Origin of the sequence: Burkholderia sp. HAN2018 (assembly GCF_024704855.1) — a bacterium.
Lineage (GTDB): Bacteria > Pseudomonadota > Gammaproteobacteria > Burkholderiales > Burkholderiaceae > Burkholderia > Burkholderia cepacia.
Window position 1 is genome coordinate 21,062 of sequence record NZ_QOBB01000061.1, and the last position, 12,411, is coordinate 33,472.

Genomic DNA, 12,411 nt, shown 5'->3' on the forward strand with positions numbered 1-12,411 from the left:
TAGTCGACCGTCGTCGATACCCCCAAGAGGAGACACCATGCATCAACGGATTTCGCGCCGTACCGACAAGCGGGCCACCGCCACGCTGTCGACGCTGGCCGCCGCGCTGCTGACGTGCGCCGTTCCCGGCGCGCACGCCGGCAGCACGATCGAGCTGGGCGCCGACACGACGCTGGACTACACGTTCACGCTCAGTTACGGCCTCGGCATGCGCACCCGCGCACCGAGCGGCAATCTCCTCACGCCGGCGAACATCAACGGCGACGACGGTGACCGCAACTTCGCGAAGAACAAGCTGATCGAGAACCAGGTCAGCCTGCTCGGCGAAGTGAACCTGAAGCACGACGACTGGGGTGTGTTCGTGCGTGCCGACACGTTCTACGACCAGGCCTATCGCCGCCCGAACTACAACGACGCGCCGGGCACCGTGAACCAGTCGGGCCAGTACAACAATTTCACGAGCGACGCGCGCTACTGGTCGGGCGGCCACACGACGCTGCTCGCCGCGTATGCATACAACACGTTCCACATCGGTTCGACGAGCCTGAACGTGAAGGTTGGCGATCAAGTGGTCGCGTGGGGCGAAAGCCTGTTCTTCCCGAACATCGCGGGTGCACAGGGGCCGTCCGACGCGACCAAGTCGTACATGGCCGGCGCCGAGGTGAAGGACATCCTGCTGCCGGTGCCGCAGATCTCGACGCAGTGGCAGATCACGCCGAACTTCAGCCTGCTCGGCTACTACCAGTTCTCGTACCAGCAGAACCGGCTGACCGCGCCCGGCACGTACTGGAGCTACTCCGACGTGACCGGCCCGGGCGCGCAGTTCATCATCGGCCCGGGCGGGATGATCATTCCGCGCGGCCCCGACGACAAGCCGAGCGCACGTAACCAGTGGGGGATCGGCGCGCGCTTTCGCGTGCTCGGCGACACCGAGCTGGGCCTGTACCACCTGCACTACAACGACATGAACCCGAGCGTCGTCACCACGTACTTCCCGACGCTCCAGTACCAGCAGACCTACTTCAGCAACATCAAGCTGACCGGCGCGAGCTTCTCGACGCAGGTCGGCCCGGTGAACGTCGCGGGCGAAGTGTCGTACCGCCAGGGCGCGGCGGTGCTCGTCAATACGCCGACGGGCCCGCAATCGACGCGCGCGAACGTGCTGCAGACCAACCTGTCCGGCATCTACTCGATCGGGCCGAGCTTCCTCGCGAATTCGCAGTCGCTGATCGGCGAACTGACGTACGTGCATGCGGGCAGCATCTCCGAGCTCGACGGGTCGACCACGCTCGCCAACTCGCGCAACGCGCTCGCGATGGAGATCGCGTGGACGCTCAGCTACAAGAACGTGTTCAACGGCTGGGATCTCGACGTGCCGCTGACCTACACGCACGACCTGACGGGCACGTCGCCGCTCGCCGGCGCACTCGGCTCGCTGACGGGCCAGGGCGACCACCGCGTGACGGCCGGCGTGACGTTCACGCGCCTGAGCAACCTGCAGCTGTCGCTCGTCTACGCGAAGTTCCTCGGCTCGCCGAACCCGGTCACGCGCCCGCTCGCGGATCGCGACTACGTGCTGGCCACGGCGACCTACCACTTCTGAGCGGCCCGGCCGCTCGTCACTCAGCAAGAGGATTTGTCATGAAGCGAATTCGTCTCCCCCTCCTGCGCGCGTCGGTGATCGCCGCGTGCGCACTCGCCGCGACGGCGTCGTACCCGAAGGTCACGCCGGACGACCTGAAGGCGCTCGACGGCCAGTTGACCCCGATGGGCGCCGTGCGCGCCGCGAGCAAGGACAACGGCGTGCCCGAGTGGTCGGGCAAGTGGCTCGGCACGCCGCCGGACGTGCAGTACAAGCGCGGCAGCCGTTACCCCGATCCGTACGCGAGCGAGAAGCCGGTCGCGACGATCACCGCGGAGAACATGGCGCAGTACGCGGAGCACCTGACCGACGGCCAGAAGGCGATGTTCAAGCGCTATCCGGCCACGTTCAAGATCATCGTCTACCCGACCCACCGAGACTTCCGCTACCCGGATTCCGTCTACAAGGACATTCGCACGTACGCGCCGGATTCGACGATGACGTCCGACGCGAACGGCCTCACGAACGCGCCGCCGACGGTGCCCTATCCGATCCCGAAGACCGCCGCCGAATTGCTGTGGAACCAGCGCTTCTCGTCGTCGATCGGCACCGAGCAGGCCACCTACGACCAGGCGGTCGTCTACTCCGACGGCAACATCGCGTGGGGCAAGGTGCGCTACGACATCTACTCGCCGCGCAACGTCGGCAAGTACGACGTGAAGAGCGACCTGAACAACCGCACGTACTACCGCAACGCGACGGAGCTGCCGCTGTCCGATCGCGGCTCGCTGATCGTCGGCTTCACGAACTGGGACAAGGCCGGCGCGGATAACTCGTCGCGCACGTGGATGTACAACCCCGGCACGCGGCGCGTGCGCCAGGCGCCTGAATACGGCTACGACCAGCCGCAGGGCCCGGGCGGCTTCCGCACGGTCGACGACGACCGCCTGTACAACGGCCCCGGCGATCGCTACGACTGGAAGATCGTCGGCAAGCGCGAGATCTACGTGCCGTACAACAACTACAAGGTGATGGACAGCGCGGTGAAGTACGGCGAACTGCTGACCAAGGGCCACGAGAACCCGAGCTACATCCGCTACGAACTGCATCGCGTGTGGGTGCTGCAGGCCACGCTGAAGAGCGGCTACCGTCACCAGTACGCGAAGCGCGTGCTGTACATCGACGAGGATTCGTGGCAATCGCTGCTCGCGGACAACTACGACGCGCGCGGCCAGCTGTGGCGCACCAACGTCGCGACGTCGCTGTACGCCTACGACGCGAAGGTGTTCTACCCGAGCGCGGTGTTCTTCCACGACCTGATCTCCGGCGCGTACATGGCCGACCGCCTGACGAACGAAGGCCCGATGCCGAAGCTCGACAACAGCCCGCAGTTCAACGAGGCGTATTTCTCGCCTGACGCGATCCGCAGTTCGGGCAATTGATCGACCGACCGACGCGGCATGCCCGCGACCCACGCGCCGGAGCCCCGCTCCGGCGCACGACACCGCCCGTGACGGCGGCCATTTCCATTCGAGGGCCCTTTCATGTCTTCCCGCCTGCATACGACGCTCGGCGACGAGCTGTACGCCGCATGGCACGCGCGCGCACCGGTTGCGCCGCTGTCGGGCCGGGCGCGCCGCCTGTCGCTCGACGACGCGTACCGCATCCAGCAGCGCTTCATCGAACGCCGCGTCGAACACGGCGAGGCGGTCGTCGGCAAGAAGATCGGCGTGACGAGCCAGGCCGTGCAGGACATGCTGAACGTGCGCCAGCCCGATTTCGGCATCCTGCTGTCGGGCATGCACTACGCGGCCGGCGAGGCGATCGCCGCCGATTCGCTGATCGCGCCGCGCGCCGAGGGCGAGATCGCGTTCATCCTCGCGCGCGACCTGCGCGGCCCCGGCATCGACCGCACCGACGTGATCGCCGCTACGGCCGCCGTCGCGCCCTGCTTCGAGATCGTCGACTCGCGCATCCGCGACTGGGCGATCCGCATCGAGGACACCGTCGCCGACAACGCGTCGTGCGGCGTATACGTGCTCGGCGAAACGCGCGTCGACCCGCGCACGCTCGATCTCGCCGCGTGCGAGATGACGATCGAGAAGAACGGCGAGCCCGTCGCGCAAGGCCGCGGCGACGCGGCGCTCGGCCATCCCGCCGACGCGGTCGCGTGGCTCGCGAACACGCTCGCCGCGTACGACGTGCCACTGCTTGCCGGCGAGATCGTGCTGTCCGGCTCGCTCGCGAAACTGATCCCGGTCACGGCCGGCGACGCACTGTCGATGCATATCTCCGGCATCGGCAGTTGCGACGTCCGCTTTATCTAAAGGAACCATCCTGATGAAGAAAATCAAATGCGCACTGATCGGGCCCGGCAACATCGGCACCGACCTGCTGGTCAAGCTGCGCCGCTCGCCGGTGCTTGAGCCCGTGTGGATGGTCGGCATCGATCCGGCCTCCGACGGCCTCGCGCGGGCACGCGAATTCGGCCTGAAGACCACCGACCAGGGCGTCGACGGGCTGCTGCCGCACGTCGCCGCCGACGAGATCCGCATCGCGTTCGACGCGACGTCGGCCTACGTGCACCGCGACAACTCCGACAAGCTCACCGCGCTCGGCGTGAAGATGATCGACCTGACGCCCGCCGCGATCGGGCCGTACTGCGTGCCGCCGGTGAACCTCGACGCGCATCTCGACAGCGCGCAGGCGAACGTGAACATGGTGACCTGCGGCGGCCAGGCGACGATCCCGATGGTGTACGCGGTGTCGCGCGTGCAACCGGTCGCATACGGCGAGATCGTCGCAACGGTATCGTCGCGCTCGGTCGGCCCCGGCACGCGCAAGAACATCGACGAATTCACGCGCACGACGTCCGGCGCGATCGAACAGGTCGGCGGCGCACGCAAGGGCAAGGCAATCATCGTGATCAACCCGGCCGAGCCGCCGCTGATCATGCGCGACACGATCCACTGCCTGACCGACGGCCCGCCCGACGTCGACGCGATCACCGCGTCCGTGCATGCGATGGTCAAGGAAGTGCAACGCTACGTGCCCGGCTATACGCTGAAGAACGGCCCGGTGTTCGACGGCAATCGCGTGTCGGTGTTCATGGAGGTCGAAGGGCTCGGCGACTACCTGCCGAAGTACGCGGGCAACCTCGACATCATGACCGCCGCCGCGGCCGCCACGGCCGAGCGTTTCGCCGAACAGATGCTGGCCGCGACGGCCGCCACCGCTTGAGTCGAGGAGTCACACGATGTCACTTGCAGGCAAGAAGATCACCGTCCACGACATGTCGTTGCGCGACGGAATGCACCCGAAGCGCCACCAGATCACGCTCGACCAGATGCGCAACATCGCGCGCGGGCTCGACGCGGCCGGCGTGCCGCTGATCGAGGTCACGCACGGCGACGGGCTCGGCGGCGCCTCGGTCAACTACGGTTTCCCCGCGCACACCGACGAGGCGTACCTGGGCGCCGTGATCCCGGAGCTGAAGCAGGCGAAGGTGTCGGCGCTGCTGCTGCCCGGCATCGGTACCGTCGAGCATCTGCGCATGGCGCACGAACTCGGCGTCGGCACGATTCGCGTCGCGACGCACTGCACCGAAGCGGACGTATCGGAACAGCACATCGGCCTCGCGCGCACGCTCGGCCTCGATACGGTCGGATTCCTGATGATGGCGCACATGTCGTCGCCGGCGCAACTCGTCGTGCAGGCGAAGCTGATGGAATCGTACGGTGCGAACTGCATCTACATCACCGATTCGGCCGGCCACATGCTGCCCGACGACGTGACCGCGCGGATCGGCCAGGTGCGCGACGCGCTGAAGCCGGAGACGGAGCTCGGTTTCCACGGCCATCACAACCTCGCGATGGGCGTCGCGAACTCGGTCGCGGCCGTGGCGGCCGGTGCGAACCGGATCGATGCGGCCGCGGCCGGCCTCGGCGCCGGCGCGGGCAACACGCCGATGGAAGTGTTCGTCGCGGTGTGCGACCGGATGGGGATCGAGACGGGCGTCGACGTGTTCGCGATCTCGGACGTCGCCGAGGATCTCGTCGTGCCGATCATGGATTCGCCGATCCGCCTCGACCGCGACGCGCTGACGCTCGGCTATGCGGGCGTCTACTCGTCGTTCTTGCTGTTCGCGAAGCGCGCGGAAGCGAAGTACGGGATTCCCGCGCGCGACATCCTCGTCGAACTGGGCCGGCAGCGGCTCGTCGGCGGGCAGGAGGACATGATCGAGGACGCGGCGCTGACGATGGTGCGGGCGCGGGAGGTGGCGGCGTAAGCAAACGCCGGTGTCGGCGCAGTGCAACGGGTCGTCGGCGGCGCGGCAACCTCGCTTCTGCTGCCGACGGGCCGGCTGCTCGCCGATTTGCACGGCCGGCGCCGCATCTTCATCGCCGGCACGGCTCCCTTCACCGTTGCATCGCTGCTGTGCGCGCTCGCGCCTTCGGTATCGGTGCCGCTCGCCGCATCATTGATGCTTCCCGCCGTGCCTGCGCCGCCGATGCGCTGCGCGCGCCTGCAGCAGCGACGGCATCAGTTCCTCGATGTATTGCCGCGCCTGCCCTCGCGTCACGATCTCGCTGAAGCGCTGATGGGCCTTGTCATGGCCGACCAGCGCCGCATGCGCTTTCTTCAGGATGTGCAGGTATGCGATCAGGCTCGTGCCGTCGCGCACGGGCAGCGCATCGCGCGGGTCCGATGTCGTACTCATGTTCCGATCCTTTGCGGACAATCCGTCCGGCACGTAGTCGTCACGAGCCCCAGCAGATCGTTCGCGAGACGGTCGCGGTCGGTCAGCGGCGCCAGGCCGAACAGCCGCTCGAGCGTCGCGGCGACCGACGCATGGTCGTACACCGTATGGTCGACCTGCCCGGCCGCGACCCACGGCGAAATCACGATCGCCGGCACCCGCACGCCGTACACGTCGAACCCGAAGCCGCTCGCGTTCAGCGTCGCCGCCGCGCCATCGTTCGGCGGCGGCGCAGCGCCCGGCCCGACCGAATCGTAGAAGCCGCCGTGCTCGTCGTAGCAGATCACGAGCAGGCTGCTGTTCCACACCGGCGAATTGCGGATCGCGTTGTACACGCGCGCGGCGAGCTGGTCGCCGCCGGCGAGGCCGTCCATCGGATGCTGCGAGCTGCCGTTCTGGTAGGTGCCGTGCACGATGTCGCCGTAACCGGGCTCGATGAACGTATAGCGCGCCGTATGGCCCGCCGCGAGATCGGCCTCGAAATGCGCGAGGTCGTCGATGTCGAAGAAGCTGATGCCCTTCAGCGACGCGACCTGCGGCACGTGGCCGACCGGATTGCCCGTCTGGTCCTGGTAGATGCGCCAGTTGTCGTCGCCGAGCGCGGCGAAGATCGAACCCTTCGGATACGGGAAACCGTCGAACGCGTCCCACCCGGCCATTTCCTCCCTGGTCGGCGAATGATCGAGCCCGGCCGACGACGCACCGTGCAGGAAAAAGCGATTCGGCCAGGTCGGCCCCGGCATCGATGCGTGCCACGCGTCGCACAGCACGAACGCGTTCGCGAGCGTGTGCAGCGACGGAGCCTGCGTCGCGATGTCGACGCCCTGCATGATCTTGCCCGCGTCGGCCGGCTGCGGCGGCTTGCCTTCGGAACGCGACGTCGCGTAGTTCGACACGAATCCGGTATTGCGAACCGGCGGATAGGGCTGCCCTTTCACGAACGGCACGCCCGCGCCGCAGAGCTGCTCGAGCACGTCGGTGAATTCGTGGCACGGATCGGTCGGCATCCGGTCGGGCGCGCCACCGCCGAACGGATAGACCGCGCCGCCATACGCGTTGCTGTTGCCCGGCGACGCGGCGACGATGCCGGGGTAGCCCGACAGCGCGAACAGGTGGTCGAAGGAGCGGTTCTCGAGCATCAGCACGAACACGTGCCGGATGCGGTCCTGAACCGACGGGGATGCGGGGGCTGCGTCTGCACTCATGGCGCCTCCTGGCGTCGCGCGACGAAAGTCCGGCTGGCACGGCCGTTGGCCCGCTGAAAGACGCTGAAGGAATTGAAAGCCGCACACGCGGCGCGGGCCGCGAATTGCCGACGAGTGTACGACCGCGCCGGCCCGCACGTAAAGCCGCACGCGAACGGCGTCGTCGCGCGTGCGGTCAGCCGCCGGCCGGCGCGGCTTTCCGCGTCACGACATCGGTCTGACGATCGCGTTGCGGCTGTCGGACGACAACCGCCGGTCAATGCGCGCCGCATCGACGTGTCGGGCGGGATGGCACGTCGAACGTTGACTTTCGCCGGTCGGCCCGATACGATCGACGCACTTTCAAGACGCCCTCCCGGTTCGCCGGGAGGGCGTTTCGTTTTGGTTCACCCACCAAAAGGAAACGCCTTGAAATGAACCGTATCGACACCCTCTCCTCCGGGCCGAACGCCGACCACGACGGCCTCGGCTACCTGCGGCACGGTACCGGCCCCGAATGCGTGATGGTTCTGCACGACTGGCTCGGCGACCATACGAACTACGCGGCGCTGCTCCCGTATCTCGACGAATCGGCATTCACGTACGTGTTCGTCGACCTGCGCGGCTACGGCGAATCCATCCACCTGCGCGGCACCTGTACCGTCGACGAGATCTCGGCCGACTGCCTGGCGCTCGCGGACCGTCTCGGCTGGCCGCGCTTTCACGTGATCGGCCATTCGATGACGGGCATGGCGACACAACGGCTCGCCGCCGATGCGCCCGCCCGCATCAAGAGCGCGATCGCCGTGTGCCCGGTGTCGGCGGCCGGCAACCGCCTGAACGACGACGCGCGCGCGTTCTTCGCGAGCACGGCCGTCGATGACGATGCGTTTCGCCGGCTCATGCGATTCGTGACGGGTGGATTGTCGGCGCGCTGGGCCGACCTGAAGCTGCGGCAGAACCGCGAGCGCGTGGCGCCGGCCTGCCGGCTCGCGTATCTCGACATGCTGACCGGAACGGATTTCGTCGACGATGTCCGCGGGCTCGACACGCGCTTCCTGGTGATCGTCGGCGACAAGGATCCGGGGCTCGACGAAGCGGCGATACAGGCGACATTCCTGGCGTGGCATCCGAACGCGCGGCTTGCGACGATACCGAATAGCGGGCATTACCCGATGCAGGAGTGCCCGCCGTATTTCGCGATGGCCATCGAGGATTTCCTGCGGGACGCGGCTGCCTGAGCGTTGCGCACGCGCGGCGGCCGATGAAGGCGGGGTTGGCCGGCGCGGCGTGACGACGCCGCCGGCGACCGGATGAACGGCACGTCATGTGCCGTTCATCCGGTTCGTCCGGCCGTGGAGGCCGGACGGGATTCGATCGGCACGCGGTTGCGCGCCGATCGTTGCCGCTTAACGACGCGGCCCGCCGGTGCGCTGCGGACGCGGCGAATTCGCGTCCTTGTGCCGGAAGTTGATGCGGCCCTTGGTGAGGTCATAGACCGACAGTTCCAGCGTCACGCGGTCGCCCGCGAGAATGCGGATGTGGTTCTTGCGCATGCGGCCCGACGCGTACGCGCCCACCACCACGCCGTTTTCCAGCGTGACACGGTATTTGCTGTCCGGCAGCACTTCGTCGACGATTCCGTCCAGTTCCAGCAGTTCTTCTTTTGCCAAACCAATTCCTCCAGACAAGGTAATTGACCGCAGCCGCGGCGATCTGCCCGGCGCCGTGTCCCGCAACGGGACGGCGGCCGGCAGGCTGCCGGGGATCGGTTCGTTCAGACGGGCCGTGGGCCTGTCTTGCGATCGGAGCCCGGCGCGTTGCGGCGTTCAGGCGGTCGGTGGCGGCGGCGCATAAAGCGCCGCGCAAGTCGGGACCGCGCCGGCAAGGCATGGCGGCGGTCTGCTCGGGTTGATGCGTTGAAGCGGTGATACGCTGGCGAAGCGGCGGGCGCTTCGCGAGGGCGTTGCGTCGCACGCCGTTCAGGCATGCGATGAGGGAGGCGACACGACCGATGCATCGTGAATGTCGCGATGCATCGGTCGTGCGCATCGGAAACGCGCCGGCTGCCGCCGAAGCGGCGCCGTGCGCGCCAATCCGTCCGACGGCGGCCACCGTTTGGCGGCCGCTGCCGATGCGGCTTACTGCGGCGTGATGTTCGACGCTTGCAGACCCTTCGGGCCGCGCTTCACTTCGAAGCTGACCTTCTGGCCTTCGGCCAGGGTCTTGAAGCCCGTGCCGCGAATTTCAGAGAAATGGGCGAACAGATCGTCGCCGCCGTTGTCCGGGGAGATGAAACCAAAGCCCTTGGTTTCGTTGAACCACTTGACGGTACCGGTATCCACAAATACTTCCTTAATACGAATAATTGAACATGCGCCCGCAACGGGCACAGAAAGACTCAAAAGAGGGAGAGACCAACGACCGCCGCACGGAGTGCGGCCAATGATGAGCAATCGAACTTCTTGAACACTTCGGCCATGGACACTACGCGGTAGCGGCCGTTTCGTCAAGTCATTTTGATGCGGCGCACAAGCACACCCGCCGCGTGCGCCTTGCGCGGCGGGTGTTGCCGGACGACGGGACGCATTTCGATGCGCCCCCGCTTTCCGGCCGGCGGACGGCCCGCCGGTTCTTACCGCGGCTCGAACACGTGATGCAGCGCCGGCGGCGCATCGCCTTCGCGAATCCGCATCTCGAACGCCTTGCGCGCGACGCTCGTCGGCCGCACGTCCGCCACGTCCAGGTAGAACTGCGAATACCAGTCGCGCATCTGGTACAGCGGCCCGTCGCCCTCGCACAGCAGCGGGTTGTCGATCCGCGTCTTGCTGTGCCAGATGTCGACGTCCTCGTAGAACGCGCGCTGCGCTTCCTTCACGTACGCGTTCGCGATCTCCGTGTTCTGCTCGTCGGACAGCCCGGCCACCTTCTTCACGATCACGCCGTAGCGCAGCTCGAAGCTGTTCATGTCGATCGGCACGTGGCAGTTCAGCAGCACCGAGTGGATCGGCTGCCCGCCGCTCTGCCCCGTCATCTGCGTGATGTGCACGGCCGGCCCGAAATACGTCGACAGCGCGGTCAGGGCGTCGCCGCCGAGCTTCTCGCTGCGTCCGACCATCAACTGCGTCGCCTTGTGATCCTCGAACAGGTTCGCGAAATAGTCGATCGGCGCGCGGTGCACGGTCGCGAAGTGCGCGACGTCCGAGATGTTGTCGACCAGCTCGCGGCAGTTGGCCTGGATCACCATCTTGTCGACGACCCAGTCCGACCATTCGTCGGAGAAGCACACGTCGAGGCGCGGAATCGCGACTTCGGGCGGCGGTGCGTTGCCTTCCGGGTCGTTCCAGACGAACAGCAGGTTGTTTTCCTCGCAGGTCGGCCATGCGCCGATGCGCGCCTTCGGCGGGATCCGCTTGCAATACGGAATCGATGCGCACTGCCCTTCGCCGCTCCACGCCCAGCCGTGGAACGGGCACACGAGGTTGTCGCCCTGTACCGTGCCGAGGCTCAGGTCGGCGCCCATGTGCGGGCAGTACGCGTCGACGACGTTGACCTTGCCGGTCGAATCGGCGAACACGGCGAGCTTGCGGCCGAAGGCGTTCAGCGTGTGCGGCTTGCCGTCCTTGTAGTCGCGGGCGAGCCCGAGGCAGTGCCAGCCGCGCGCATAGCGCTGCGCGAGCGGCTGGGCTTCGATCTTGTAAGGGCGTGCGGACATGTGGGTTGACTCCTCTTGTGGACAACGCGCGGCGGCCGGCCGCGCGCGGGGGAAATGGGGGGCGCCGGTCAGCGCACCGGGTTGCCGGGTTCGAGCGCGGGCGACGGTTTCAGCGTTGCCGGAGCCGCCGGCGACGGCTGCGCATGCGCATGCGCGTGCTGCACGCGGCGCTCGGCACGCTCGACGCCGAGCCACGCGGCGAGCGCGGGCAGCAGGAACACGGCGCCGAACAGGTTCACGAGGAACATGAACGCGAGCAGCACGCCCATGTCGACCTGGAACTTCAGCGCGGAAAACGCCCACGTGCCGACGCCGATGAACATCGTGACGGCCGTGAACAGCGCGGCCGTGCCGCGCTGGCGCATCGCGTCGGCGAATGCGTCCGGCAGCGTCGCGCCGTGGCGGAGGTCGTGCTGCAGGCGTTCGTACAGGTAGATCCCGTAGTCGACGCCCACGCCCACGCCGAGCGTGATCACCGGCAGCGTCGCGACCTTCAGCCCGATGCCGAGAAGCGCCATCACCGCATTGCACAGGATCGACACGAGCGTGAGCGGCACGATGATGCACAGCACCGCGCGCCACGAGCGGAACGCGACCGCGCAGAGCAGCGCGATCGCGCCGAAGATCGACAGCAGCATCGCGATCTCCGCGTCGCCGACCGCCTCGTTGGTCGCCGCCATCACGCCGACGTTGCCGCCCGCGAGCCGGAACGCGACGTTCGGCGTCGGGTTCTCTGCCGCGAAGCGCCTGATCTCGTCGACGATGTGCGCGATGGTCGTGCCTTCGTGGTTCTTCGTGTAGATCAGGACCTGGATCGCCTTGCAGTTCGCGGTGTTCATCCCGTTGTCGGGGTCGAACGCGTTGGAGCCTTGCGTGAGCCCGTCGCTCGAGCGCGGCAGCGCGGCCCAGCGCGGGTTGCCCTCGTTGAATGCGGCGATGAACACCTTGCCCTGCGACGACACGCTCGTCACCGACTGCACGCCGGCCACGCCGCGCATGTTCATCTCGAACCGCTCGATCGCGCTCATCACCGGGTAATGCAGGCACGCGTCGTCGAAGCCGGTCGTCTCGACGATCACCGACAGCACGTCCACGCCGATGTTGTACTGGTGCGTGATCGCCGCGTTGTCGATGTTGTAGCGCGAGTTCGCGCGCAGCTCCGGCGCGCCGG

Annotated in this window: 12 protein-coding genes and 1 pseudogene; 7 read left to right on the forward strand and 6 right to left on the reverse strand. The window is 67.2% G+C overall.

The features are described 5' to 3' along the window. Nucleotides 1-37 precede the first annotated feature (37 nt). From DPV74_RS17605 to DPV74_RS17630, 6 genes and pseudogenes are all read left to right on the forward strand, one after another. The gene (locus tag DPV74_RS17605) at nucleotides 38-1,603 is read left to right on the forward strand and encodes a DUF1302 domain-containing protein (protein WP_119337647.1); all 1,566 of its coding nucleotides are present in this window, start codon (nucleotides 38-40) and stop codon (nucleotides 1,601-1,603) included. Between the two features lie 38 nt (nucleotides 1,604-1,641). After that, entirely contained in the window at nucleotides 1,642-3,024 is a 1,383-nt protein-coding gene (locus DPV74_RS17610) for a DUF1329 domain-containing protein (protein ID WP_059697322.1), read from the forward strand. A 102-nt stretch (nucleotides 3,025-3,126) separates the two neighbouring features. Next, complete coding sequence (gene dmpE, locus DPV74_RS17615; RefSeq protein ID WP_021159451.1) at nucleotides 3,127-3,909, forward strand: 2-oxopent-4-enoate hydratase; 783 nt, start codon at nucleotides 3,127-3,129, stop codon at nucleotides 3,907-3,909. Between the two features lie 13 nt (nucleotides 3,910-3,922). After that, the gene (locus tag DPV74_RS17620; RefSeq protein ID WP_060359128.1) at nucleotides 3,923-4,822 is read left to right on the forward strand and encodes an acetaldehyde dehydrogenase (acetylating); all 900 of its coding nucleotides are present in this window, start codon (nucleotides 3,923-3,925) and stop codon (nucleotides 4,820-4,822) included. 16 nt (nucleotides 4,823-4,838) lie between these two features. Further along, nucleotides 4,839-5,870, forward strand: a complete 1,032-nt coding sequence (gene dmpG, locus DPV74_RS17625; protein WP_060061670.1) for a 4-hydroxy-2-oxovalerate aldolase — start codon at nucleotides 4,839-4,841, stop codon at nucleotides 5,868-5,870. A gap of 3 nt (nucleotides 5,871-5,873) precedes the next feature. Further along, nucleotides 5,874-6,077 (forward strand): annotated as a pseudogene (locus tag DPV74_RS17630) (MFS transporter); the annotation flags it as partial. Here DPV74_RS17630 and DPV74_RS17635 read toward each other — a convergent pair. Continuing rightward, complete coding sequence (locus DPV74_RS17635; protein WP_119337648.1) at nucleotides 6,060-6,302, reverse strand: hypothetical protein; 243 nt, start codon at nucleotides 6,300-6,302, stop codon at nucleotides 6,060-6,062. The pseudogene DPV74_RS17630 and the gene DPV74_RS17635 overlap by 18 nt on opposite strands. Further along, nucleotides 6,299-7,546 (reverse strand): alkaline phosphatase family protein, encoded by a 1,248-nt coding sequence (locus tag DPV74_RS17640; protein ID WP_119337649.1) that lies wholly within the window; start codon nucleotides 7,544-7,546, stop codon nucleotides 6,299-6,301. Before DPV74_RS17640 ends, DPV74_RS17635 begins: the two co-directional genes overlap by 4 nt. A gap of 413 nt (nucleotides 7,547-7,959) precedes the next feature. On the opposite strand from DPV74_RS17640, the gene DPV74_RS17645 reads away from it, so the two are divergent. Further along, nucleotides 7,960-8,766, forward strand: coding sequence for an alpha/beta fold hydrolase (locus DPV74_RS17645; protein WP_060207170.1), 807 nt, complete (start codon nucleotides 7,960-7,962; stop codon nucleotides 8,764-8,766). Between the two features lie 168 nt (nucleotides 8,767-8,934). Here the strand turns inward: DPV74_RS17645 and infA are convergent, their stop codons facing one another. From infA to DPV74_RS17665, 4 genes are all read right to left on the reverse strand, one after another. Then, nucleotides 8,935-9,198, reverse strand: a complete 264-nt coding sequence (gene infA / locus DPV74_RS17650; protein ID WP_027791717.1) for a translation initiation factor IF-1 — start codon at nucleotides 9,196-9,198, stop codon at nucleotides 8,935-8,937. 468 nt (nucleotides 9,199-9,666) lie between these two features. Further along, nucleotides 9,667-9,870 (reverse strand): cold-shock protein, encoded by a 204-nt coding sequence (locus DPV74_RS17655; protein ID WP_006483056.1) that lies wholly within the window; start codon nucleotides 9,868-9,870, stop codon nucleotides 9,667-9,669. A gap of 290 nt (nucleotides 9,871-10,160) precedes the next feature. Further along, nucleotides 10,161-11,240: a Rieske 2Fe-2S domain-containing protein gene (locus DPV74_RS17660; protein ID WP_060359131.1), complete on the reverse strand. Its 1,080-nt coding sequence runs from the start codon at nucleotides 11,238-11,240 to the stop codon at nucleotides 10,161-10,163. Between the two features lie 68 nt (nucleotides 11,241-11,308). Next, a partial coding sequence (locus DPV74_RS17665) for an RND family transporter (RefSeq protein WP_162923070.1) occupies nucleotides 11,309-12,411 on the reverse strand: 1,103 nt, incomplete at its 5' end.

Coding starts and splice junctions, on each gene's coding strand:
- DPV74_RS17605 (WP_119337647.1), top strand. CDS start 38: ATGCATCAACGGATTTCGCGCCGTACCGACAAGCGGGCCACCGCCACG.
- DPV74_RS17610 (WP_059697322.1), top strand. CDS start 1,642: ATGAAGCGAATTCGTCTCCCCCTCCTGCGCGCGTCGGTGATCGCCGCG.
- dmpE (WP_021159451.1), top strand. CDS start 3,127: ATGTCTTCCCGCCTGCATACGACGCTCGGCGACGAGCTGTACGCCGCA.
- DPV74_RS17620 (WP_060359128.1), top strand. CDS start 3,923: ATGAAGAAAATCAAATGCGCACTGATCGGGCCCGGCAACATCGGCACC.
- dmpG (WP_060061670.1), top strand. CDS start 4,839: ATGTCACTTGCAGGCAAGAAGATCACCGTCCACGACATGTCGTTGCGC.
- DPV74_RS17635 (WP_119337648.1), bottom strand. CDS start 6,302: ATGAGTACGACATCGGACCCGCGCGATGCGCTGCCCGTGCGCGACGGC.
- DPV74_RS17640 (WP_119337649.1), bottom strand. CDS start 7,546: ATGAGTGCAGACGCAGCCCCCGCATCCCCGTCGGTTCAGGACCGCATC.
- DPV74_RS17645 (WP_060207170.1), top strand. CDS start 7,960: ATGAACCGTATCGACACCCTCTCCTCCGGGCCGAACGCCGACCACGAC.
- DPV74_RS17660 (WP_060359131.1), bottom strand. CDS start 11,240: ATGTCCGCACGCCCTTACAAGATCGAAGCCCAGCCGCTCGCGCAGCGC.